The sequence below is a fragment of the Actinoplanes sp. NPDC051851 genome, assembly GCF_040681165.1.
In the GTDB taxonomy this organism is placed as follows: Bacteria; Actinomycetota; Actinomycetes; order Mycobacteriales; family Micromonosporaceae; genus Actinoplanes.
In genome coordinates this window covers 20,214-44,436 of sequence record NZ_JBFAYF010000024.1, presented here as the reverse complement: position 1 = coordinate 44,436, position 24,223 = coordinate 20,214, and the positions used below count along the sequence as shown (strand labels likewise).

The following is a 24,223-nucleotide window of genomic DNA, read 5'->3' as shown; positions in this document are numbered from 1 at the left end:
CGCGAACCCCATCGAATTACGCGGCGGCCGCCGCTTTCGTGGCACGCTTCGCCTCGTACATCGCGGCGTCCGCGTCGCGCTGGAGCTGGCCGACGCCCCGCTCGCCGGGCAGGCAATCGGCCACGCCGATGCTCGCGCCGATCCGGACCGCGGCGGCCGGCAGCTCGACCGGCGCATGGATCCCGGACCGGAACCGCTCCGCCAGCGCGCCGGGATCACCGGTGGTGAGCACCGCGAACTCGTCACCGCCGATCCGGGCCACCACGTCGTCCGGGCCGGCCGCCGCGACCAGCCGCCGGCCCACCTCGACCAGCACCCGGTCGCCGCTGTCGTGGCCGTACACGTCGTTCACCGGTTTGAACCCGTCCAGGTCGATGAGGAGCATGCCCACCCGGCCGGCCCCGCCGTGCGGAGCGAGGGCCCGCTCGGCGCACTCCTCGAAGCGGGCCCGGTTGGCGAGCCCGGTCAGCGGGTCGTGCTCGGCCCGGAAGCGCAGCTCCTCGACGAGCGTCAGGTTGTCGTTGAGCACCAGCAGCTGCCGGAGCACCACCAGGCCGGTGAGGAGCAGGCTGAGCCCGGAGAGCACCCGGTCGATCTCCTCGCCGGTGATCAGCAGCGTCACGCCGGTGCCGAACGCGAGCAGGAACGGGACGTACGGCAGGTAGGTGCGCGGCCGGTTGACGACGCTGAGCCGGGTGACCCCGAGCAGTTCCGACCGGCGGGGCGCACCGACCGAGATGGTCAGGAACGCGATCAGCCAGAAGAGGTCGGGCAGCGCACCGAACCGGTACGTGCCGGCGACCGCCTGGTACGCGTACGTGGTGTCGGCCGCGAAGTTGAGGACCACGCCGACCGCCGCGATCTCCAGCGGTGTCCGGAGCGCCGGGCCGGTGTCGGCGAGCAGCAGGATCACCAGGCTCAGGATCACCACGTCGGCGAGCGCGTAGATCGTCGTGCCGGTCTGCGCGTCACCGGCCCGGAACCGCGGGCCGATCAGCAGCGCCCAGGCCACGAAGAAGAGCGAGGTGCCGATCAGGAGCGCGTCGAAGAGCGTACGCAGGCTCGCCGAGGGGCGGCCCACCAGCAGCCCGACCGCGACCGGGGTGGAGATCATGGTGATCCCGAAGCCGATGTTGGCGGTGGCGCTGATCGGGACTCCCACGCCGCCGCTGTGCCAGCCGTCGGTGAGCCAGATCGCCTCGCCCATCGACCAGCCGAGGCTGGCCAGACTCCAGAGCGCGAGCCCGATACGGATCCGCCCGCGGGCCCGGATCGCGGCCCAGCCCCAGACCACGGTGACCAGCCCGGAGACGCCGCTCAGCAGGATCTGGCTGATCCGGCCGGCGATCAGCTCGGAGACCGGCAGCACCCAGCTGATCAGGATCCAGACGGCGACCAGCCCGGCAGCCGCCGCGCCCGCACGCCACCGTCGCTCCATACCGGGGAGTATCGGCGGCCCGTTCCGGGGTCTTAGCCTTTCGTCTTCCCGGCGCGGCGCGTCCCCGGCGGCTATCGTCGGCCGGTGGGCAAGACCGACAACGAGTGGCTGCCGGATCGGGTCGTGGCGGCCGAACGGGAGGCCGGCGGCGGGTTCGACCTGGCGGCGTGCGTCCGGGAACCGATCCACCGGCTCGGCGGCGTCCAGTCGCACGGCGCGCTGGTGGCGCTCCGGGACGGCACGGTCGAGGTGATCAGTGCGAACGCCCCGGTGCTGCTCGGCGTGCCGGACCTGGCCGGCGCACCGGCGAGCAGGCTGCTCAGCGAGGACCAGCTGGCGACGCTCGTCGCGCTCGCCGACGCGGACACCGGGCAGACCGCGATGATGCCGATCGAGATCGGTCCGGCCGGGGATCGCCGTACGTTCGACGTGACCGTGCACCGCTCCGAGGGACTCCTGGTGCTGGAGTTCGAGCCGGCCAGCGAGGCGGGCGCGTTCGCCACGTTCTACGCGCCGGTCCGGCAGGCCCTGGTCCGGCTGCAGCGGGCGGTCTCCGTGGTCGAGGCGTGCCAGGCCGCGGTCGCCGAGATCCGCGCGATCACCGGGTACGACCGGGTGGTGGCGTACCGCTTCGAGTCGGTGGACGGCCCCGGTGAGGTGATCGCCGAGCAGGTCGCCGAGGACTGGGAGCCGTGGCTCGGTCTCTGGTTCCCGGCCACCGACATCCCGCCGCAGGCCCGCCGGCTCTACGAGCAGAACTGGATCCGGGTGATCGCGGACGCCGACGACAGGACCGCCCGGCTGGACCCACCGGCGCTGCCGGAGACCGGGGAGCCGCTCGACCTCTCCATGTCGGTGCTGCGTACGGTCTCCGAGTTCCACCTGGAGTATCTCCGGAACATCGAGGTGGTCTCCTCGATGTCGGTGTCGCTGCTCGCCGACGGACGGCTCTGGGGCCTGATCGCCTGCCACGGCCGGGCCGCCAAACAGCTGAGCCCGCCGGTCCGGGCCGCCTGCGAGTTCTTCGGCGTGGCCCTCTCGCTGCACCTCGCCGCCCTGCGCGAACGGGACGAGACGGCGGCGCGGGAGTATTCGCGTGTGGTCATCGCCCGCCTGCTGGAGAGGTTCTCCGCCGACATGCGCTCGCCGTGGGCCAAGGACCCGGCGATGCTGGCCGGCCTGATCGAATGCGACGCGGTGCTGGTCCGCTCCGGCGGCGTGATCCGGGTACACGGCGCGAACCCGGGACCGGAGACCGTCGCCGGCCTGCTGCGTGCCCTGCCCGCCCCGGAGCTGGGCGGTCTCTGGCACAGCGACCGGCTCGGCGAGGACCTGCCCGACCTGGCCGGGTACTCCACGGCGCTGGCCGGCGCCCTGGTCCTGCCGGCCGGCACCGACGACGACATCGTGGTCTGGCTGCGCGGCGAGCGCCGGGTGGCCCGCCGCTGGGCGGCCGACCCGGCGGGACCGGTCGTGGTGGGCCCGCACGGCCGCCGCCTCACCCCGCGCGGCTCCACCGCGGTCTTCCTGGCCTCGGTACGCGGCCGCGCCACCCCGTGGTCGACCAACGACCTCGCCACCGCGGTCGAGCTGGGCCGGGCGATCATGGGCGTGGCGATGACCCAGGTACGCCGGGTCGCCGCGCTCAACACCGAGCTGAGCCGCAGCAACGTCGACCTGGATTCGTTCGCCCACGCCGCCGCGCACGACCTGAAGGAGCCGCTGCGCGGGATCGCGAACACCGCCACGTTCATCGCCGAGGACGCGACGGGTATGGACGAGACGACCCTCCGGCGCCTGGAGACCATCCAGCGGCTCGCGGCCCGGATGGACGAGCTGCTCAACGCGCTGCTCTACTACTCGCGGCTCGGGCGCACCGAGCTGGCCCGGGAGCGGATCACCCTGGTCGACGCGGTGCACCGGGCGCTGGAGGTGGCCGGTCCCCGGCTGCGCGAGGCCGAGGTCGAGGTGATCCTGCCGCGTGACGAGGCGACCGTACTCGCCGATCCGGTCCTGCTCGACCAGGTCCTGGTCAACCTGCTGGTCAACGCCGCCAAGTACGCCATGGACCGGGGACCCCGCCGGGTCGAGGTCGGCATGGACGGCGCGCTCTTCGTCCGGGACAACGGCATCGGCATGCCCTCGCACCTGCGCGAACAGGCGTTCCAGCTGTTCCGCCGGCTGCACCCGGCGACCGACGGATCCGGGGTCGGCCTCGCCATCGTCCGCCGGATCGTCGAGCGCCACGGCGGCCGGGTCTGGGCCGAGGACACCCCCGGGGGCGGCACCACGATCCGCGCCACCTTCCCGGAGGACGGCCTCGACCGGCAGTGACGGCTTCTGGCTGGTGCTCACGGGTGTCTCGAGGGGCCGGAGACACCCGTGAGCACCAGCCAGATTGCCGGACTCACACCGGCGGGGCGGTGAAGAGGGGGTCGGGGTCGTTGAAGCTGTCCTTGGCGACCAGCTCGCTCATCGGGTCGGCGGTGCCCCACTGGTCCTGGGTCATCGGGTCGGCGGTGTCGTAGCGGCTCGGGTGCCAGGTGTCCTCGTCCAGCACGGCGAGCGCGGTGGTGTACTCGATGGTGTTCCCGTGCGGGTCCAGGAAGTACGCGAACGTGTTGTCCCCGGCGAGGTGACGGCCCGGTCCCCAGACGAACTTGGCGCCGGAGCGCTTCACCCGTCCGGCGCCGCGCATGTACTCCTCGACGCCGCGCATCTCGAACGAGGCGTGGTGCAGCGACGGGTGCGGGCCCCGGGCGATGGCGAAGCTGTGGTGCAGGCTGTTGCAGCGCAGGAAGTACATCAGGTCGCCCATGTGCTCGCTGTAGAGCGTGTCGCTGAGCCGGAAGCCGAGTGTCCGCTCGTAGAACGCGCGCAGCCGCTCCGGGTTCGGCGAGTTGACCACGCAGTGCGACAGCCGTACCGGAACCGCCTCACGCTCCTCGATCACCCGGTGCTTCCGGACCTCGACCTCGGCGGAGACCTCGACCACCCGGCCGTCCACGTCGAAGAAGCGCAGCCCGTAGCCGCCGCCGGGGGTGTCCATCTTGCCCGGTTCGCGGACCAGCGGGACGCCGGAGGCGATCAGGTGCTCGGCGAGCGCGTCCACGTCCGCCGGGGTGGCCGCGCCGAACGCGACCAGATCCATCCGCTTCTGCCGGTCGCGGCGGAGGCGGACGACGTACTGCTCGGGCGAGCCCTCGGCGGCCAGGAACGCCAGGCCGTCGTCGTCGGCGACCTTGGTCAGGCCCCACGTCTCCTGGTAGAAGGCCAGCTGCCGGTCGTAGTCCGGCACGGCCAGATCGACGTGGCGCAGATGGGTGATCGGCTGGAAGGCCATGGCAACTCCTCGATGCCTGTGGGATTCCCTCAGGCTAGGCGCGCCGTGAGCAGCCGCGGAAATGGAACGGAAACATACCTGGCATCGGGTGACGAATACCTGCGCACGGTCAATCCCGTACGGCGGCCCGGTCGCGGAAGATGTCGGCGAAGATCCCGCGCAGCCAGATCATCGCCGGGTCCTTGGCGCGGGCCGGGTGCCAGTGCACCGCCTCGACCAGCTCCGGCAGTGGGAACGGGACCTCCGCCACCACCAGGCCCAGCTCGGACGCGCAGAGCCGGGCCAGCCGCCGGGGCACGAACGCGCAGAGGTCGGTGCCGGCCACCGCGAACGGCAGCGGCAACAGGCCGTGCACGGTCACCTCGACCTTGCGCTCCACCCCGAGGTCGGCGAGCGCCCGGTCCGCGGGGGTGCTGTCCGGGCCGCCCAGCCCGGCCGCGGCGTGGTTCATCGCGGCCAGGTCCTCCAGGGTGAGGCGGCCGTCGCGCAGCCACGGGTTGTCCGCCCCGACCAGGCAGACGAAGGTGTCCCGGAAGACCACGCTGCGCTGCCCGGGCAGGCCGTACCCGAGAGGTCCGATGAGGATGTCGCAGCGCATCAGGTAGCTGAGGGTGTCGACGCCGGGGGCCGGCATCGGGGTCAGCTCGACGGTGACGCCGGGCGCGCGGCGGGCCAGCTCGGCCAGGAGCGGCTCGGCGAGCACGGTGATCGCGTAGTCGGAGAGCGAGACGGTGAAGTGCCGCGTGCTGGTCTCCGGGTCGAAGGCGGTGCGCTGCCCGAGCACCCCCTCGGCGGCGGCGAGCGCGCTGCGGACCACCGGCAGCAGCTCCTCGCCGAGCGCGGTCAGGTCGTACCGGCGGCCCTCGCGGTGCAGCAGCTCGTCGCCGAAGTGCGCCCGCAGCCGGGCCAGCGCGGCGCTCATCGCCGGCTGGCTCATATTGATCCGGGCGCCGGCGTGGGTGACGTTGCGCTCCTCCAGGAGAGCCCGCAGGGCCACCACGAGATTGAGATCGACCCCGGTCACACCCGCGTTACCCATCGCCATCCTCCCAGCTCGCACCCATGTTCACAGGCGCGAGGTGTGAGCCACACTACAGCGGTGACTCTGGGAGCCGTCGACCTCAACCTGCTCATCGCGCTGAAGGCACTGCTCGAGGAGGGCAACGTGACACACGCGGGCGCCCGGATCGGCATGGGGCAGCCGACGATGAGTGCCGCGCTCGCCCGGTTACGGCGGCACTTCGACGACGAACTGCTGGTCCGGGTCGGCCGGGAGTTCGAGCTGACCCCGTTCGCCCGGTCGGTGCTGCCCGAGGTGCAGCAGGCGGTGCAGTTGCTCGGCGACGCGCTGCGGGTGACCGACGGGTTCGATCCGGCCAGCAGCGAGCGACTCTTCACCATCACTCTGAGCGACTACGCGATGACGGTACTGCACGAGCCGCTACGCCGCCGGGTGAAGGCCGCCGCGCCCTCGGTCCGGCTGGCCTTCACCGACCTGACCGAGGACCTGATCGGCTCGGAACGTGCGCTGCTCCGGCAGGACGTGCTGGTCGGCCCGCTCGGCTACGGCTTCGCCGGGGAGCACGTCCGGCTCTTCCGGGACCGCCTGGTGTGCGTGGTCGACCCGCGGAACCCGTACCTCGAGGAGAACGTACTCAGCGTGGACGCGCTACGGCGGATGCCGCACGCGATCGCGGTGTTCCGCGGCGGCATCCCGACCCCGATCGACCGCGCGGTGAGCGAGCTGAGCATCGAACGGCGGGTGAGCATGCGGGTGTACGGGTTCCTGCCGCTGCTCTTCGCGGTACGCGCCACCGACGCGGTCGCCTTCGTACCGGAGCGGATCGCCCGGCGGTTCGCGCACGACGAGAACCTGCGGATCGTGGAGCCGCCGTTCGAGGCGCCGCTGATGCTGGAGGCGGCGTGGTGGCACCCGAGCCGGGACATCGACCCGGCGCACCGATGGTTCGTGTCGGTGCTCCGGGACGTCGCCGCCGAGCTGACCCTGAGCGAACCGGCTAGGTTGCCGGGTTGACCCAGACGGTGCGGGGGTTCGTGAACTCGCGGATCCCCAGGATGCCCAGCTCCCGGCCGTAACCGCTGCGCTTGATGCCGCCGAACGGGATGCGCGGGTCGGAGGCGACCACGCCGTTCACGAAGAGCGCGCCGGACTCGATCCGGGAGCCGACCGCCACACCGCGGGCCACGTCGCCGGTCCAGACACCGGCGCCGAGCCCGAACCCGGTCCGGTTGGCGATCGCCACCGCGTCGTCGTCGTCCTCGGCCCGGTAGACGACCGCCACCGGCCCGAAGGTCTCCAGATCGGGCAGGATGCCGTCATCCGGGGCGAGCAACACGGTAGGCGCATAAAAATATCCCGGCATATCGGAAATGTCGCCGCCGACCACCGCGCGCGCACCCGCCACGATCAACTCGGCGACCTGCTGACGCAGCCCCTCGCGCAGATCGGCCCGCGCCATCGGCCCGACGTCCGTGTCCACATCGAAGGGATCGCCGACCTTCAGTTTGACGACCGCCTCACCGAATCGTTCGACGAAGGCGTCGAAGACGGGGCCGGACACGATGAAACGCTTCGCCGCGATACAGCTCTGGCCCCCGTTTCCATAACGGGACCTCACCGCCGCCGCGACGGTGGAGGGAATGTCGGCATCATCCAGGACGACGAACGGATCGGAACCGCCCAATTCCAGGACGCACTTCTTCAGCACCCGTCCGGCGGCCGCCGCGACCGCCGCTCCGGCACGTTCACTTCCGGTCAGCGTGATCGCGCTGATCCGCGGGTCGGCGATCAGCTCCCCGACCACCGCCGGGGTCGCCGCCTCCCCCGCCAGCACCGTCCCGAACAGCCCCGACGGGAATCCGGCGTCCGCGAAGAGCTGCTCCAGCGCCAGCGCCGACCCGCTGACGTTCGGCGCGTGCTTGAGGATCGCGCCGTTGCCGGCCAGCAGCGCCGGCGCGGCGAACCGGACGACCTGCCAGAACGGGTAGTTCCACGGCATCACCGCGAGCACCACGCCGAGCGCCTCGTACCGGATCACGCTGGTCAGCGCCTCGGTCGTGACCGCCTCGTCGGCGAGCAGCCGCTCACCCTCGTCCGCGTAGAACCGGCAGGTCCGCGCGCACTTGGCCACCTCGGCGCGGGCCTCGGCGACCGGCTTGCCCATCTCCCGGGTGATCAGTTCGGCGTACTCCTCGGCACGCGCGTCGAGCAGTTCGGCGAGCGCGTGCAGGGCCGCCCGCCGCTCATCGAAATCGGTCTCGCGCCAGGCTCGCTGGGCCCGATCGGCGGCCGCGAGCAGATGCTCCCGCTCCTCCGCGCCGTGCTCGTCATAACTGGCCAGAGGCGCACCGGTGGCTGGATCGACCGTCCGTATCGAACTTCTCACGAGCATTTCCTTCTTCTGGTACGAGCCACGGGGCAGCCGCCCCGCTCAAAAGGCGACCGGCTGCCCCGAAACACGGGCTAGAGGCGCCGGGCTTTCGGAATGGGGGACGCCTCGGGCCGCGGCGCGCCGACCACGTTCGTGACGCTGCCCAGCCCGGTGACGGTCATGGTGACCTCGTCGCCCTCGCTCAGCGGCGCCGGTTCCCGCTTCCCGACCCGCCCCCAGACCTCGACGAGCGAACCGTTCGCGCAGGTCCCGGACGCGATCACGTCCCCGGCCCGGATCCACGCGGACCGGGACGCGTACGCCACCAGCTCCGGGAAGGACCAGGCCATCGTGCCGAGATCGTCCGACCCGACCTCGGTGCCGTTGATGCTGACCGCCATCCGCAGCCGCAGCCGGTCGCCGTCGTCGTGCTCGGCGAGCTCGTCCGGGGTGGTCAGCCAGGGCCCGAGCGTGGTCGCGAAGTCCTTGCCCTTCGCCGGCCCGAGCCCCATCTTCATCTCGCGTCCCTGCAGGTCACGCGCGGACCAGTCGTTGAGGACCGCGTACCCGGCGATGTGCCCGGCGGCCTCCTCGGGTGTCAGATCCCGGCCGTCGCGCCCGATGATCGCGGCGACTTCGAGTTCGAAGTCGAGTTCCCTGCAGCCGTACGGCGGCGCGACCGGCTCTCCGGTACCGATGATCGAGTGCGGGTTGAGGAAGAGGAAGGTGGGCTGCTCGAACCACGCGTCCGGCACCCCGGCCTCGCCCTCGACCGCCCGCTTCGCCCCCTCCACGTGCCGCTGGAAGCTGACGAAGTCCCGCACCGCGACCGGCTGCACCGGGGCGAGCAGCGTCACCTCGGCGAGCGGGACGATCGGCTCGGTGGCCTCGGGAACAGAACCGGAGGCGACCCCGAGGACGGTGGCGCCGGCCGGCAGAGGACGCACGGACTCGCCCTCCACCAGGCCGACACGCTCCGTGCCCGCGTACGAGAAACGGGCGATCCTCATGTCAGACGTCCAGCGTCTGGAAGAAGGCCCGCTCGCGCTTCTCCAGCACCGGGATCGCCTTACCGAACGCCAGGCGCTGGAAGTGCTCCGACTCCCCGTGCGCCTTGTACGCCTCCTCGTCGTCGTAGATCTCGAAGAGGTGGAAGACGCGCGGCTGCTCCGGGTCCTGGTAGGCCTGGTAGAACTGGTTGCCCGGCTCCTCGCGCGACGGCGGGGCCAGCTCGCGGAGGGCGTCGAGGACGATCTCCTCGGAGCCCTCGTTGGCGGTCCAGACGGCGCGGACGACGTACCCCATGGTGGTGTTCCCTCTCAGTTGCGGTGTGCCGGCGGCCGGGTGGCGTCGGCGATGGCCTTGTGTGAGACGTGCGCGGTGAGCCCGCCGTCGACGACGATCTCGGCGCCGTTGACGTACGCGGACTCGTCCGAGACGAGGTAGACGATGAGCGGGGCGATGTCGTCGGGCGTACCGACCCGGCCGAGCGGGATCTCCGGCAGCGCGGCGTCGAAGAAGGCCTGCGGCGCCGACTCCATCAGCGGCGTGTCGATCAGGCCCGGCATCACCGCGTTCACCCGGATCCCCCGGATGCCCAGCTCCAGCGAGGCGCTGCGGGTGAGCCCGCGCAGCGCCCACTTGCTGGACGTGTACGGCGCCGCCGCGTGCCCGGAGACCGCCGCGACCGAGCAGATGTTGACGATCGACGACCCGGCCGGCATCAGCGGGACCAGCGTCTTCATCGCCAGCATCGGACCGGTCACGTTGATCGCGAAGACCCGCTCCCAGGCGACCGGGTCGATCTCCGGCAGCCGGTCCCGCCCGGTCACCCCGGCGTTGTTGATCAGCGCGTCGACCCGGCCGTGCTCCTGGGTGACGTCCGCTGCCAGCGCGGCCCAGTCCTCCAGGCTGCTCACGTCCAGGTGCCGGACCCCGTCACCGTCCAGCACGTCGGTGGCGATGACGGTCGCGCCCTCGGCACGCAGGGCCGCCACCTCGGCGGCGCCCTGGCCCCGGGCCGCCCCGGTGACCACCACGATCTTGTCCTTGCACCTCACGGCGCCTCCCACGGGTTGACGTTGCGCGGCGGTTCCCCGTCGCCGGTGAGATAACCGACGAAGATCGACTCCGGGTCACGGACCGCGCGGATCTCCCGGAGGCGCGCGTACTGCGCGGCGCCCATGAAGCGCATCTCTCGGGCGGTGAAGTCGGAGTCGCCGAGGTACTGCCCGGCGGTGACCGGTGCCAACTCGGTCATCCGGGCGGTGAGCCAGTCGCGCAACCGACGATCGTCCGCGGGGTCGTCATAGACGAGATAGGTGGCGCAGTAGATCTCCGACTGCATCGAGAAGGCCATGTCCGGGAGTTCGCGGAGCGGCGCCATGCTGAACCAGATGACGAATGATCGTTCCGTCGGCAGGCCGGTGAAAAGCGGATTTATCGCCTTTGTGACCTCGGCGGGTGAGCCGGTCAGCCAGGCGTTGTCCACGATGTAGCGGAAGCCTTCCGGGTTCGCCGCGATCTGCCGCTCGGCGTGCGACTCGAAGGAGGAGGGCACCGCGGTCTCCCGCACCAGCGCTTTGTCGATCACCGGGCAGGTCTCCAGCGGCGCGAGCGCCTCCCGCCCGGCCTCCGCCGAGGAGGTCAGGGCGAACCCGGTGACGACCAGGTTGCCCCGCTCGGAGACCGCCACGATCTCGACGTCCGGTGAGATCGTGGCGTGGATCCCGTGCAGCCACGTCATCACCGTGTCGAAGTGGTCGAACGAGTACACGTGGATGGTCTCGACGATCGCCGCGGGGAACGGGCGGGTGCGCAGGTGGAAGCGGGTGACCAGGCCGAAGAAGCCCGGCCCGGCACCGCGGGCGGCCCAGAACAGGTCGCTGTTCTCGGTCTCCGAGGCGCGGACCAGCTCACCCTCGGCGGTGACCACGTCGATCGCGGCGATCTGCTCGGCCGCCCAGCCCCAGCCGCGGGCGTTGTAGCCCTGACCGCCCTGCAGCAGGAAGCCGCCGACCCCGACCGTCGGGCAGTGCCCGCCGCCGAAGAACCGGCCCCGCTCGGCGAGGAAGGGCCGCAGCTCCAGGCCGCCCTTGACCGACGGCGTCACCGACACGATCTCCGTCTCCGGGTCGTACGCCATCTCCCGGTAGCCGCCGAGGTCGATCAGCAACGCGTCGTCGCGGACGCTCCACGCCGCCCAGCTGTGCCCGCCGGAACGGACCGCGATCCGCCAGCCGCGCTCCCGGGCCAGCCGCACCCCGTCGACCAGATCCTGCTCCGTCGAAGCGAGCAGGACCGCGGCGGGCTGCCGGTCCGGGCGGCGCGCGTTGAAGACCCGCCCCACGCGGGCCTCGTCCCAGTCCGCGTCGCCCGGGAACACCAGCCGCCCCATCACTTCACCGCGATCGGGTTGACCGGGGCACCGACCGCACCGGTCACCGGCAGCGGGCCGGCGACCAGCAGGAACTCGTAGACACCGTCGGCCGCGCACTCCTCGCCGAGCTCCTCCAGGTCGAACATCTCGCCGAGCAGCAGGCCCATGTTCGGGATGGCGATCTGGTGCACCGGGGAGAAGACGTGGCCGGGGAACTCGTAGGGGCGGACCTCGAAGCCCCAGGTGTCGGTGGCGGCCGCGGCGATCTCGGTGCGGTGCAGCCAGCCCAGGCTGGTGAAGGAGAACCCGGGCGCCGCCCCGCCGGCGTAGTCGCCCCACGAGCCCTGACGGCGACAGCGCCCCAGCTGGCCCGTACGCAGAAGCACGATGTCACCGCGACCGACCGCCGAGGTCGGACCCTGCAGCGAGATGATCTGTTCCAGGTGCTCCTCCGTGATGGCGAAGCCGTCCGGAAGCTCGCCGTTCTCGCCCAGCGCGCGCCCCGCGTCGAGCAGGACGCCCCGGCTGACGAACTGCGAGGCCATGTTCTCGATGCCGGTGACGTGATCGCCGGTGCCGTCCACGATCGTGCAGGGCCGCCCGTTCCAGGCCTGCTTGCGGTCGAAGATGTGGCCGAGCCCGTCCCACTGGGTGCTGGACTGCAGCGGCATCACCACGTGGTCGTCGCAGCCGCCGAAGCCGTGCGGGAAACCCTGCGTCTCGGCCCACGCGTCGCTGCCGGTGTCCTTCATGTAGTGCTGCGGGTTGATCCGGCCCCGGAAGCCGTTCTGCGGCCCGTCCTCACCGAAACGCTGCGCCAGCGAGATGGACCGGCCGCGGCGGACCAGCGAGGCGGCCCGCGCCCGCTTCTCGTCGTCGATGAAGTTGAGCGTGCCGAGCACGTCGTCCTCACCCCAGCGGCCCCAGTTCCGGTACGCCGCCCGGGCCTTCGCCAGCTCCTCTTCCAGACTCTTCACGCCGACTCCTGCAGGAACGAGAGTGCACGGTTCATCACACCCGCCGGGTCCGCGCCGGGGGTGCCGGGATTGGTCTCCCAGAGGGCCATCAGCAGCGAGCTCTCGAGCACCACCCGGACCCGGGGCTCACGCCGGGCCAGGAAGCTCGCCAGCTGGTCGTCGAGCGGGCGGTCGTCGTCCAGCTCCTCGGCCAGCACCACCGCGTCCTCGGCGCACATCGCGGCGCCCTGGGCGATCAGCGGCGGGCAGGCGTGCGCGGCGTCGCCGATCACGATCACCCGGTTCTTGAACCACGGCTCGCGCAGCTGGACCGCCTCGATCCAGCGGTAGTCGAGCGCGGTGTCGTCGGGCAGCGCGTCGCGGATCCGGCCCCAGGTGCCGCCGTACCCCGCGGACCGCTCCCGGAACAGGCCGATCGGCGCGCGCGGCCCGATCAGCGACGCGTCCAGGTTCTCGTCCAGCAGGTACGCGTAGCACTGGGTCGCCGAGATCGGGCTGTACCCGGCCTTGTACCGCGGCCCGCCGTAGTACACCTCGGCACAGTCCATCTCGGCCGGGCGGTCGGCGATCAGGCGCCAGATGCCCATCCCGACCGGTTCCGGGGCGGCCCTGATGCCGATCAGGTCCCGGATGTGCGAGCGGATCCCGTCGGCGCCCACCACCAGGTCGTACACGCCGGCACTGCCGTCGGTGAAGAGCACCTCGACGGCGTCGGCGCCGTTGCGCATCGACGAGACGGTCAGGCCCAGGCGTACGGTGACCCCGGCCGCGTAGACGGCCTTGCAGAGGACCTCCTGCATCGACGAGCGCAGCGAGCCCATCGTGGACGGGAGGTCCTCGCCGCCGGTGTGCGGCGTGGGCACCTCGACGATCAGTGAGCCGTCCGCGTTGCGCATCCGCATCTGGTCGAACGGGACGCCCTCGACGGCGATCTCGTCCCAGACGCCGACCCGGCGCAGGGCCTTCATCGCGTTGCCCTGGATGGTGATGCCGTGCCCGACGCCGAACCAGCGCGGGCTGAGCTCCACCAGTTCGGCGGCGATACCCCGCTGGGCCAGCGCCAGCGCCAGCACACTGCCGGCGACACCGCCACCGACGATGAGGACCTTCGACACGGCCATGGTGTTTTCCTCGTTCCCCGAACCCTTATAAGTCACGCTAAATGTGGATTGCTGGTAGGCGGAAATGGACTGCCGCCATGGCAGCCATCACCCGGGCCGATGCGTGGATCAGCCGCCCATGGCGGAGACACCGCCGTCGATCGCGATGTCCGCGCCGTTGATGTACGTCGCGTCGTCGCTGGCCAGGAACGCGGCGAGCTTCGCCACATCGGACACCTCGCCGACCCGCCGGGACGGCGTGATCTTCATGAGGGCCGGCACCGGGCCGTCCGGGTCGTCGACGAACTGCGCGGTCTCCGGCGTACGGATCATCCCGGGCGAGATGGTGTTGGCCCGGATGCCGACGTCCGCGCCCTGTGCCGCCAGGTGCTTGGTGAGCGCGAGCACCCCACCCTTGGCCGCGCCGTGCGGTCCCATCGGCACGAACGCCGCGCCCCGCTTCGCCGCCACCGACGCCACGTTGAGGATCACCCCGCCGCCCCGGGCGACCAGGTGCGGCCAGGCCGCCCGGGTGCAGTGGAAGACCAGGTGCAGCTCGTTCTGGATGGTGAAGTACCAGTCGTCGAGCGGGATGGTGTCGACCGCCCCGTGCCGCAGCGCCGACGCGTTGTTGTAGAGGATGTCGACCCCTCCGAACGCGCCGATCGCCGCCTTCACCCAGTCGTCGGCGCCGGCCTGGTTGCCCAGGTCCACCGGGGCCAGCGACGCCATGACGCCACCGGCCTCCTTGACCAGGCGCTCGGTCTCCGCGTTGCCGTCCACGTCCAGGTCCGCACCGAAGATCCGGGCACCGCACGCCGCGAACTCCAGCGCCGCCGCGCGTCCCATCCCCCGCCCGGTGCCGCTGATCAGCGCCACCTTCCCGGTCAGGTCACTGCCCATTGATCGCGCTCCGGTCGAGTAGTTCCAGCAGGTTGCCCTCGGGGTCGGCGACCCAGGCCATGTGCACGCCCTTCTCCGGCGACTGCACCGGCGGCATCACCGAGGTGGCGCCGAGGTCGAGAAGGCGCTGGTAGGCGCCGTGCAGGTCGGGGACGTCGAACGCGGCGTGGCCGTACCCGTGGGTCAGCGCCGCCTCGGGGGGCGTGCCGGCCCGCAGACCGGTCGTGCCGCCCGGCCGGTGCAGCAGCTCGAAGCGGTAGCCGTGCTCGTCGCTGATCAGCATCACGATGTCCAGGTCGAACGCGTCCACCCGCAGCCGCCGCTCGGCCCGCAGCCCGAACGCCTCGCTGTACCACTTCTCGGCCGCGTCCAGATCCGTGACGTTGAGTCCTACGTGGTCGAGCCTCACTTCGCCGCCACCCCCCGGTGCCGTCCCAGGTAGGTGGAGAGCCCGACCGCGATCAGCAGGGCCGCGCCGTTGAAGACCGGGCTGACCCAGGCGCTCGCCCCGGCCAGGGTCAGGCCGCTGACGCTGACGCTGACCAGCAGCACGCCGATCATCGTGCCGACCACGTTGAAGAAGCCGGGCCGGACGGCGGTCGCGCCGAGGAACGCCGCGGCCAGCGCCGGGAAGAGGATGCTGGTCCCGGTGTCCGCGGTCGCCGAGCCCGAGCGGGCCAGCTGCAGCACCCCGACCACGCCCGCGATCAGGCCGGCGAGGACGAACGACAGGTGCACGTTGCGGTCGGCGGGGATGCCGAGCAGCTTCGCCGAGCGCGGGTTGGCGCCGATGGCGTAGAGCGTTCTTCCGTACGGCGTGTGCACCAGCAGGTACCAGAGCACGATCGCGAAGAGGATCACCACGTAGACCACGCGCGGCAGACCCAGCCAGGTCGACGAGCCGAAATCGATCAGCCCGTCGGAGATGCCGTTCACGATCGTCTGCCCGCCGGTGTACCACTGGATCACGCCGCCGAGCAGCGTCGCCATGCCCAGCGTGGTGACGAACGCGCTGAGCCGGAACCGGGTGACCAGCAGCCCGTTCACCCCGCCGATCGCCGCGCCGAGCAGGATGCCGAGCAGCGCGGCCAGCCAGAGCGGCACGTCGTGCCGGGACATCAGCCCGGCCTGCAGCACCGTGCTGGCCGCCGCGATCGAGCCGAGCGAGAAGTCGAAGTAGTTGCTGACCAGCGGCAGGATCGCGGCGAGCGCGAGCAGCGCGACGACCGCCTGGTTGCCCAGCAGCACGCTGAAGTTCTCGGTGGTGAAGAAGACCGCCGAGCTCTGCGGCCAGACCGAGAAGAAGACCACGATGGCGATCAGCAGGGCCAGCAGGGCGTTGCGCTCGGCCAGATCCTTGAAGCGGAGATCGCGCTTCTTCTTCGGCGCCGCCTGGGCGGGCGCGGCGGCAAGCGTCTGTTCCATCAGGAAGCCCTCTCGAGAGGCGCGGACGATTGGGTGAGGGCGGTGAGACGGTCGACGGTGAGGGCCTCCCCCTCCACCGAGGTGGTGACGGCGCCCTTGGCGAGCACGGCGACCCGGTCGCAGAGTTCGCAGAGCTCGACGAAGTCGGAGGAGGCGACCACCACGGCGCACCCGGCCGCAGCGGCCTGCCGGATGCTGGCGTAGATGTCGCGGCGGGACATGATGTCGACGCCCTGGGTGGGCTCGTCGAGCAGCAGCAGCCGGGGGTTGCGGCGCAGCCAGCGGGCGAGCACCACCTTCTGCTGGTTGCCGCCGGAGAGCGAGGCGAAGACCGCGTCCACCGACGTCGTCTTCACCTTGTACGTGCCGACCAGTCCCTCGGCCGCGTCGCGCTCGGCCCGGTGCGCCATCCGGCCCCCGCGCCAGAAGCTCCGCAGCACCGAGGCGCTGAGGTTCTCCCGGACCGAGAGCTCGTTGAGGGCGGCCTCGCCGAGCCGGTCCTCCGGCAGGTACGCGACCCCCTCGGCCATCCGCCGGCCCACGCCGTCGCGGGCGGACGCCGCCCGTCCCGCGATGCTGATCGTGCCCTCGGCCGGCCGGTGCTCGCCGAAGACCGTCTTGAGCAGCGAGGTACGCCCCGACCCGACCAGCCCGGCGATCCCCACGATCTCGCCGGCCCGGACGGTCAGGTCGACCCCGGTCAGCGGCCCGCCGACCAGCCCGCGCACCTCCAGGACCGGCTCGGTGGTCGCCTCCCGGGACGCGGGCGCCGCCTCGTGCGCGGTCACCACCGCGCCGGTCATGTGGGCGATCAGCTCGTCCTCGGTCGGCGACGCGTCCACCAGGTTCGCCACCGTACGACCGTCCCGGAAGACCGTGAAGTCGTCGGAGACCGAGAGCACCTCCTGCATCCGGTGGCTGACGATCAGCACGGTCTGCCCGAGGTCGGCGCGGCGGCGGACCGCGCGGAGCAGGATCTCCGACTCGTGCAGCGGCAGCGCGGCGGTCGGCTCGTCGAGGATCAGCACCCGGTCCGCGCCGTCGTGGTCCTGGACCGCCCGGGCGATGGCGAGCATGGTGCGCTGGGCGGGGCGGAGCTTGGCCACGATCATGTCGGGGGTGGCCTCCACCTCGTACCGCTCCAGCAACTGAGCGACACGTGAGCGCAAGGCGCCCCACCTGATCCGACCGCCGCGGCCGCGCGGCCATCCGTGGTCGAGGGCGAAGTTCTCCGCGACGGTCAGCTCGTCGAAGAGGCCCAGGTCCTGGTGGACGAAGCGGAGACCGGCCGCGAAACCCTCCCGCGCGTCGTAGGACGGTGCGTCCCAGCGCCGCTCACCGATCTCGATCGTCCCCGCGTCCGCCACGTACGCCCCGGCAAGGATCTTGATCGCGGTGGACTTTCCCGAGCCGTTGCCGCCGAGCAGGGCGTGCACGGTGCCGGGGCGCAGCGTCAAACCGGCCCCGGCCAGCGCCTTGGTGGCGCCGAAGGTCTTACTGAGGTCTTCCAGACGGACCGCCGCTTGCGGCATGGGGGCTCCTTTCCTGGGAACTGCCGCCGCCTCTCGCCGAGGCGGCGGCTTCCTTCAAAAACCGGTCAGCTCAGGCCCCAGAGCTTCTTGTACGCGGCCTTGTAGTCGACCGAGCCGTCGTAGTCCGTGCCGGCCGTGGCGGGCAGGTTGTGGTCCTTGTCGACGATCTGCATGCCGTCGCCCTCGACCTGCGGCTCCTCGCCGTTGATGATCCGGATGGCGGTGTCGATCGAGCCGTACGCGCCCCACTGGCTGGCGTAGCCGATGACCGCGTCCTGGCCCTTGTCGTCGCGGATCAGGTCCATGTTGCCCTCGTTGCCGAACCCGGTGACCACGTTGAGCTTGTCGCTGCGGCCCGAGGAGACGATCGCCTGGGAGAGGCCGGAGGACATCCAGCCGCCGACCGGGATGCTGACCGCGTTGGCGGTCGGCGCCTGCAGCAGCGCGGTGGAGAACTTGGTCGCCGCGGTGTTGTTGACGAAGTCGTTGTTCGCGACGTCGAGGTTGGCCACGATGGTGCAGCCGGAGCAGGTCGCCATCTCCTCCTTGAAGCCGGCGGCGAGCCACGGGCCCCAGATCGGGTCGGTGAAGGTCAGCATCAGGACCTTGGCCTCACCGTTGGTCTTGCCGATGATCCAGTCGGCCTGGAGCTTGCCGTTGAGCTTCCAGTACTGCTCGTTGGTGACGTCCTTCAGCTGGAGCCGCTCGCTGGCCATCAGCTTCTCGCCGCCGGCCGCGTCGCAGTCCGAGGCGCCGCCACCGACGATCTTCACGCCGGCGTCCTTGGCCTCCTGGAACGGCGCCTTGACGCTGGCGCAGTCGATGCCGATCGGGATCACCACGTCGGCCTTGGCGCTGGTCGCCTGCCGGATGCAGTTGCCCCAGCCGGTCGGGTTCAGCTGACCGTCGCAGACCTTGACGGTCCAGCCGACCAGCTTGGCCGCCTCCTCCATGCCGGAGGTCGGGGTCGAACAGGACGGGACCTGCTGGCCGCAGGAGACGACCCAGAGGTTCACACCGGCCTTGGGCGTGGTCGGGACGGTCGGCGGGGTGCCGATCTCGCCGGTGTACGCCGCCTCCAGGGCCTTCGCGGCCTCGGCCGACGTCGTGCTCCCCGAGTCGCCGCTGCTGGTCGTATCGTCAGAGGAGCTACAGGCTCCGGCGAAGAGGGCGAGGGTGGCGGCGAACGTGACCGCGACCCGCCGGTGGACTGAAAACATGGGCGACTCCTGGGATCTCGCACCTGAGCTTCACGTCTATGTGAGCGCCATCACTGGCGTGGAAGGAGCTAATCAAAGCGCGAAACATCGCGGAAATCGCCCGTTGATATGGCTGCGATCGGTGTGACCGATGGTGCTTCTTCCGTTACCGAAGCACCGCGAGCCCGCCGGCGTCGAGCCGGCGGGCTATTTTGGGATGATTGTTCTAGATTGTCTCGGCGATCCAGTCGGCCACATACGCACCCACCACGCGCAGGTTGTCGATGCCGATATGCTCGGCGCCACCCTCCTCGGGGGTGAACAGCCGCAATTCCCGCTTCGGGCTGTTAATCGCACCTTCGTACGATTTGTGGGCATAGTTCACTGAGATCTGCCGGTCGTTGACCCCGTGCGTGACCAGGAACGGCACGGTGATCTTGTCGATCACGCCCTCCAGCGTCACCCGATCGGCGATCGCGAAGAAGCTCTCCCGCCCCTGCGCGCCCCACACCCAGTAGACGTGCTCCCAGTAGTGCGGCACCGGGTTCTCCCCCTCGCGCCGCAGCCGCCCATGCTGCACCTCACCCCAGTCGTGGTTGGCCCCCCACGCCACCACCAGCTTGATCCTTTTCTCGTACGCCGCGGCGCGGGGCGCGTAGTACCCGCCGAGCGACCAGCCGACCAGGCCGATCCGGTCGTGATCGACGTCGTCCCGGCTCTCCAGGTAGTCGACGCAGGCGGCCGCCCAGACCTCGGTGTCCGGGCGGGCCCGCAGGTCGCGCAGCCGGAGGGCCTCACCGCTGCCGGGCGTGTCGACCATCAGCGTGCTCACGCCGCGCGCGGCGTTCTCGTCCCCGAACCCGGAGTAGAACATCATCTCCTTGGTCGAGTCGAGCCCGTTCCACTGGATCACGCAGGGCTTGGGTCCCTCGCCCGGCGCCGGCACGAAATAGGCCGGAAGCGATCCGCCCTCATAGGGCACCTCGACCGGGATGATGTTCGCGCCCCCGAGCTCGGCGGCGCGCTTCAGCAGGTCGATCGAGTGCCGGTACGCGGCCTTGCGGCCCGGCCAGTTCGGCGCCTGCAGCCGCTCCGACTGGGAGACGTAGAGGCTCGCGCGCCGGAACTTGTCACCGGCGCCGATCAGCCGGCCCCGCTTCACGTCCTCCTCCGCGGAGGCGATCAGGCCGTCGGCGACCGCACTCCACGCCGCGTACAACTGATCCGTGCCCGCATCCGCACCCTGAAGCGCTAGGTCGCGGACCGGGCGGCAGGCACGGTCCACCTCGTCGATGTAGCCGCCGCTGTTCAGCGTCGCGACCACGGCCAAGTTCCACACGTAGTTGCCGGGGAAGTACTCGAACATGCGGCCGACGCTAGGGCCGTTCGTTCACACTACGGAAATGGCGAGTTCGCATGCCTGGCATCGCCGCCAGTTGTGGTCGCCGTCACGCCGCCATCGGCGACGCCCATGCCAGGTATGGCGACGGAACATTTCTGGTTTGTTACGGGCGCTGTTTGACTCTTCCCACACGACGGGATTCCCTCCACAAGGGAGATTGCATGAGAATCAGACCCCGTAATCTGACCATCGCCGCGACTCTGGCCCTTTCTCTGGCACTCACCACCCCGGGGACCGCCAGCGCGGCGGCCGCCACGGCGGGTGGCAAGGTCACGATCGGGTCGGGCGAGACCTGGGTGGTCTCCCAGACCACCAAGCTCAGCGCACTGACGCTGGCCGAGGGCGGCACCATCTCCGCCCCCGCCGGATACAGCCTCACGCTCACCGTGAACGGCGTCGAGACCGGTCAGAAGCTGACCGCGACCGGCGGCACCGACGCGGCGATCGTGGCCGGCACCTACCGCGGCGACGTCGTGGTGACGGTGACCGAGCAGAACGCCATCACCTACCAGGGGCTGACCTTCCCCTTCCGGCAGGCCCTCTACGTCGACGCCACCGGTGTGGTCAAGGCGAAGTCGGTCTCGGCGGCGATCAACGGTTCCGCGACGATCACGGGCAGCTCGGCGCGTAACCTCAAGATCCAGTCGACCGGTGAGGTGTTCAACGGCGTCTACGTCAACGACGCCGACTACGACCTGGTCGACCCGACCATCTCCCTCAAGGGGAACGGCCGGAGCGACTTCGTCGGGTACGGCTCGGCGATCACCGCCACCGGCGACGACACCACCCTGGTGGTGGACGGCGCGAGGATCGACAACAAGGGCGTCGTCCGGACCGCGGTCGTCGCCGACGGCGGATCGAACGTGATCGTCAAGAATTCAAAGATCCACACGGCGGACGGGACCCTGCCGTCCGACTACGTCTCCACGGTGAACCTGCCGTACATGGAGGACATGCCGTGGATGCTCGGCGCCACCGGCACCGTGCGGGCGACCAACCTGCTCGGGGCGAACACGCAGGCGTCGTACATCAACTCCCAGGTCTCCTCGGAGAGCTGGGGCGTGCTGTCGACCGACGGCGGCTCCGACATGAAGCTGACGTCGATCAACAGTGACCTCGCCATCACCGGCAAGGGCGGCTACGGCTCGTACGTCATCGGCAACGCCACCGAGGAGTTCCTCGGCACCACCATGAACGTGGCCACCTACGCCGCGATCAACCGCGGTGGTTCCGTGCACTACGGCGACAGCAGCCGCGCGGCGGTCAAGAGCCTCAACTCCTCGTTGTCGCTCGGGCTCACCGCGAAGGAACTGCAGTCGCTGGCCCAGCGCCGTACCGTCATCAACTCGAAGAAGTTCGGTGTGATGTGGCACGGCGCGGGCACCGTCGACATCGACGGCGGCACCGTCCTGAACACGGCGCAGGCCGCATTCCTCAACAAGGGCCAGGCCGTGGGGATCACCGTCGACGGCTCCCAGGGCGCGTCGGTGAACGCGAAGAACGGCGTCATCCTCCAGGTCATCGAGGACGACGACCCGGGCCCCGTGATGGTGAACGGGCAGCTGGTCAACGCGGGCGTCTACACCGAGCCCACCGGTGAACCGGCCAAGTCGAGCACCTTCGACCTGACCGCGGCGCACTCCAGCGACACCGTCGCCACCTTCAGCGACATCAGCCTGAAGGGCGACTTCTACAACGCCATCCGGGGTTCCGCCTCCTCCGGCAAGAACCTGATCCTCACCCTGGACGGCACGAAGCTGACCGGCGTGGTCACGTCGTCGGAGTCGCACCACGCGGTCTCCACGATCACCTCGGCCGACTACGAGCAGCTGGGCGTCGTCACCAACACCGCCGAGGCGGCCGTCAACAACGGCGTCGTCGTCGACCTGTCGGGCTGCTCCACGTGGACCGTGACCGGCACCTCCTACCTGACGAAGCTCACGATCGGCGCGAAGGCCTCGATCGCGGCTCCCAAGGGCAAGAAGCTGACCGCCACCGTCGACGGGGTCACCACCACCCTGAAGGCCGGTGCCACCTATACCGGGGCGATCGTCCTGCGCGTCAAGTAGCCATCGCAGTTCCCGGGAGGGGCCGCACCTCGGTGTGGCCCCTTTCGGCCGCCCGGGCCCGGGTGGCTGCCGGGGGAAGCGGCGAACCGCGCCGGTTGCGATGCGGGCCCGGGGCGGAACGTAGGCTTGCTCCGCCGCGCCGGCGTCGCCGACTGACAGGCTGGAGAACCGAGTGAGCGTCAGCTATGCCGAGTTGCAGTCGCTGTGGGGCGATCGCAACCTGATTCATTTTCCGCTCGACAGGTTCGACGGGGTGCTCGGGCCGCTCGGGCCGGAGGTCTTTCCGCCGGACGGTGCGCAACCGGTCGATGTGCCGATCCTGTTCACGGCCCTGATCGATCATCCGCAGATCGCCGTGTTCACGCATCTGGAGCTGGAGTTCGAGGGCGAGAAGCCCGGCTCGCTGATCGTGCTCGGCAGCGCGCCCGGCAACGCCGTGATGCTGTTCTGCCTCGACGCGATCTCCGGGGAGGTGCTCCTCCTCGACCTGGACACGGCGGCGATCGAGGTGTGCAACGGCACCTATGCGACCTTCGTCGAGTTCCTGTTCCGGCTCGGTCAGCTGATCGCCACCGATCCGGGTGGTCGGGAGCGGGCCGAGCGCGCGCGGGAGCTGCACGACCGGCTGCGGGCGCTGGACCCGGCCGCGTTCGAGGATCCCGAGTCGTGGTGGTCGGCCGCGTTCCTGCGACTGGAGTCGACCGGGAGTCAGCTTGAGTCTTGACGTGTGACGGGGTCGATGCCACCCCACCACACGTTAAGGCTCCAGGCTAGGCGGCGTCCCGGTCGCGGGTGGGGCGCCAGGGCAGCGAGGCGGAGCGCACCGCACGGCGTACCGCCGGGAGTTGCGGGCCGACCCACGCGGGCCAGATGCGCAGCGGGCCGCGTTCCAGGGCATCCTGGTCGCGGGGCTCGAGCGTGCGGTCCGGCGGGACCCAGATCGGGCGCGGCGCCGTCGGCGGACCCCACCAGAGGATCGTGCCGTAGCCGCGGACCAGCGGGGGCTGCAGTGCGGGCCAGTGCGCCTCGAGCGGGATCGCCAGCCGCCACGCCTCGAACCCGATGGCCGGGACGACCGGGTGACCGGCGGCACCGAACGCGACCGGCAGCGGCGGGGCCGGCAGCGCGTGCGGTTCGGCGCCGGCGGGCAGCGGAGTGGGGCCGGACGTCTCCGCGGTGGCGGCGGTCGCGGTGGCCGCCGGGGCGCTGGCCAGGACGATCGCGCAGGTGACGGTGATCAGTGCGGCGCCGAGGGCGACCGGCTCCCAGCCCGGGCGGACGGTGTCGCCGAGGATGGTCAGCGCGATCACCGACGGGGCGATCACCTCGCCGGTCCAGTGCACCGCGGTGACCCGGCCGACGTCGCCCTTCTGCAGCGCGTTCGCGTACATCACCATGCCGTTGGCGGCGAAGACCAGCAGGACCCAGGTCAGCGGCTCGGTGGCGATGGTCAGCGCCGCCGAGCCGAGGGTGTTCATCTGCTCCTCGGGCAGGTGCAGGGCGCGGCCGCCGAGGGCCGCGCCGCCGACCGAGAGGCCGCCGACCGTGGCCATCAGGCCGGGTTTGCCGATCTTCGTGGCCGCCCAGCCGCCGACCAGGAGCAGGATCAGCGCGCCGCAGAAGCCCAGGCGCAGCGGGAGCGAGGCGGCGACCACCTGCTGCTGACCGGCGGACAGGGCCAGCGCGCCCAGGGCGCAGATGGTCACCACGATCGCGACGACGTCACGCTTGCGCAGGCGGGAGCCGAGGAAGAGCCAGGCGCAGAGCGCGGTGATGGCGAGCGAACCGGCGAGCACCGACTCGACGAGGTAGACCGCCAGCTCGCGCAGCGCGACCATCGACCCGATCCACGCGGTCATGTCGAGACCGATACCGATCAGGTAGAGCGGGTGGCCGAGGGTCTGCACCGCGCCGGTGCTGCGCTTGGCGCCGACCGCCTGCAGGATCGAGCCGGCCGCGTAGCAGAGCGAGCCGAAGACGGCGATGCCCAGCGCGACCCAGCCTCCGGCGCCCATCGCTATCGGCCGCCGTTGCTCTCGGTCCCCGGACGATCGCTCTTCAGCC

Annotated in this window: 21 protein-coding genes; 4 read left to right on the top strand and 17 right to left on the bottom strand. The window is 70.9% G+C overall.

All coding sequences use genetic code 11. The features are described from left to right. Positions 1-16: 16 nt before the first annotated feature. Positions 17-1,438 carry a GGDEF domain-containing protein gene (locus AB0M08_RS22910; RefSeq protein WP_364496590.1) on the bottom strand — a complete coding sequence of 474 codons (1,422 nt, stop codon included), beginning with the start codon at positions 1,436-1,438 and terminating at the stop codon, positions 17-19. Positions 1,439-1,522: 84 nt separating this feature from the next. Here AB0M08_RS22910 and AB0M08_RS22905 point away from each other — a divergent pair, with 84 nt between their 5' ends. Next, positions 1,523-3,772 carry an ATP-binding protein gene (locus AB0M08_RS22905; protein ID WP_364496587.1) on the top strand — a complete coding sequence of 750 codons (2,250 nt, stop codon included), beginning with the start codon at positions 1,523-1,525 and terminating at the stop codon, positions 3,770-3,772. A gap of 73 nt (positions 3,773-3,845) precedes the next feature. Here AB0M08_RS22905 and AB0M08_RS22900 read toward each other — a convergent pair whose 3' ends face one another. Then, complete coding sequence (locus tag AB0M08_RS22900; protein WP_364496584.1) at positions 3,846-4,781, bottom strand: VOC family protein; 936 nt, start codon at positions 4,779-4,781, stop codon at positions 3,846-3,848. Between the two features lie 109 nt (positions 4,782-4,890). Then, the gene (locus AB0M08_RS22895; protein WP_364496582.1) at positions 4,891-5,820 is read right to left on the bottom strand and encodes a LysR family transcriptional regulator; all 930 of its coding nucleotides are present in this window, start codon (positions 5,818-5,820) and stop codon (positions 4,891-4,893) included. A 60-nt stretch (positions 5,821-5,880) separates the two neighbouring features. On the opposite strand from AB0M08_RS22895, the gene AB0M08_RS22890 reads away from it, so the two are divergent. Beyond that, complete coding sequence (locus AB0M08_RS22890) at positions 5,881-6,816, top strand: LysR family transcriptional regulator (RefSeq protein WP_364496579.1); 936 nt, start codon at positions 5,881-5,883, stop codon at positions 6,814-6,816. Here the strand turns inward: AB0M08_RS22890 and AB0M08_RS22885 are convergent. From AB0M08_RS22885 to AB0M08_RS22825, 13 genes are all read right to left on the bottom strand, one after another. After that, on the bottom strand, positions 6,800-8,188 hold the full coding sequence (locus AB0M08_RS22885) for an NAD-dependent succinate-semialdehyde dehydrogenase (protein ID WP_364496576.1): 1,389 nt from the start codon (positions 8,186-8,188) through the stop codon (positions 6,800-6,802). The genes AB0M08_RS22890 and AB0M08_RS22885 overlap by 17 nt on opposite strands. 77 nt (positions 8,189-8,265) lie before the next feature. Further along, positions 8,266-9,183, bottom strand: a complete 918-nt coding sequence (locus tag AB0M08_RS22880; RefSeq protein ID WP_364496573.1) for a fumarylacetoacetate hydrolase family protein — start codon at positions 9,181-9,183, stop codon at positions 8,266-8,268. 1 nt (position 9,184) lies between these two features. Beyond that, positions 9,185-9,478: a putative quinol monooxygenase gene (locus AB0M08_RS22875; RefSeq protein ID WP_364496570.1), complete on the bottom strand. Its 294-nt coding sequence runs from the start codon at positions 9,476-9,478 to the stop codon at positions 9,185-9,187. 14 nt (positions 9,479-9,492) lie between these two features. Next, on the bottom strand, positions 9,493-10,233 hold the full coding sequence (locus AB0M08_RS22870; protein WP_364496567.1) for an SDR family oxidoreductase: 741 nt from the start codon (positions 10,231-10,233) through the stop codon (positions 9,493-9,495). Continuing rightward, complete coding sequence (locus AB0M08_RS22865) at positions 10,230-11,570, bottom strand: FAD-binding oxidoreductase (RefSeq protein ID WP_364496564.1); 1,341 nt, start codon at positions 11,568-11,570, stop codon at positions 10,230-10,232. The genes AB0M08_RS22870 and AB0M08_RS22865 overlap by 4 nt, the downstream gene beginning before the upstream one ends. After that, positions 11,570-12,529, bottom strand: a complete 960-nt coding sequence (locus AB0M08_RS22860) for a cyclase family protein (protein WP_364496562.1) — start codon at positions 12,527-12,529, stop codon at positions 11,570-11,572. Before AB0M08_RS22860 ends, AB0M08_RS22865 begins: the two co-directional genes overlap by 1 nt. Further along, entirely contained in the window at positions 12,526-13,650 is a 1,125-nt protein-coding gene (locus AB0M08_RS22855) for an FAD-dependent monooxygenase (protein ID WP_364496559.1), read from the bottom strand. The genes AB0M08_RS22860 and AB0M08_RS22855 overlap by 4 nt, the downstream gene beginning before the upstream one ends. Positions 13,651-13,758: 108 nt before the next feature. Next, the gene (locus tag AB0M08_RS22850) at positions 13,759-14,532 is read right to left on the bottom strand and encodes an SDR family NAD(P)-dependent oxidoreductase (protein WP_364496556.1); all 774 of its coding nucleotides are present in this window, start codon (positions 14,530-14,532) and stop codon (positions 13,759-13,761) included. Further along, on the bottom strand, positions 14,522-14,941 hold the full coding sequence (locus tag AB0M08_RS22845; RefSeq protein ID WP_364496553.1) for a VOC family protein: 420 nt from the start codon (positions 14,939-14,941) through the stop codon (positions 14,522-14,524). Before AB0M08_RS22845 ends, AB0M08_RS22850 begins: the two co-directional genes overlap by 11 nt. Next, complete coding sequence (locus tag AB0M08_RS22840) at positions 14,938-15,957, bottom strand: ABC transporter permease (RefSeq protein WP_364496550.1); 1,020 nt, start codon at positions 15,955-15,957, stop codon at positions 14,938-14,940. Before AB0M08_RS22840 ends, AB0M08_RS22845 begins: the two co-directional genes overlap by 4 nt. Then, positions 15,957-17,489, bottom strand: coding sequence for a sugar ABC transporter ATP-binding protein (locus AB0M08_RS22835; RefSeq protein WP_364496547.1), 1,533 nt, complete (start codon positions 17,487-17,489; stop codon positions 15,957-15,959). Before AB0M08_RS22835 ends, AB0M08_RS22840 begins: the two co-directional genes overlap by 1 nt. Positions 17,490-17,554: 65 nt before the next feature. Then, positions 17,555-18,709 carry a substrate-binding domain-containing protein gene (locus AB0M08_RS22830; RefSeq protein WP_364496544.1) on the bottom strand — a complete coding sequence of 385 codons (1,155 nt, stop codon included), beginning with the start codon at positions 18,707-18,709 and terminating at the stop codon, positions 17,555-17,557. 205 nt (positions 18,710-18,914) lie between these two features. Further along, positions 18,915-20,054, bottom strand: a complete 1,140-nt coding sequence (locus AB0M08_RS22825; protein WP_364496542.1) for an alpha/beta fold hydrolase — start codon at positions 20,052-20,054, stop codon at positions 18,915-18,917. Between the two features lie 197 nt (positions 20,055-20,251). Here AB0M08_RS22825 and AB0M08_RS22820 point away from each other — a divergent pair, with 197 nt between their 5' ends. Next, a complete protein-coding gene (locus AB0M08_RS22820) occupies positions 20,252-22,159 on the top strand; it encodes a hypothetical protein (protein WP_364496539.1) in 1,908 nt (635 codons plus the stop codon). Between the two features lie 172 nt (positions 22,160-22,331). Then, entirely contained in the window at positions 22,332-22,883 is a 552-nt protein-coding gene (locus AB0M08_RS22815) for an SUKH-4 family immunity protein (RefSeq protein ID WP_364496536.1), read from the top strand. A 46-nt stretch (positions 22,884-22,929) separates the two neighbouring features. Here AB0M08_RS22815 and AB0M08_RS22810 read toward each other — a convergent pair whose 3' ends face one another. Continuing rightward, a complete protein-coding gene (locus tag AB0M08_RS22810) occupies positions 22,930-24,174 on the bottom strand; it encodes a hypothetical protein (RefSeq protein WP_364496534.1) in 1,245 nt (414 codons plus the stop codon). Between the last annotated feature and the right edge of the window lie 49 nt (positions 24,175-24,223).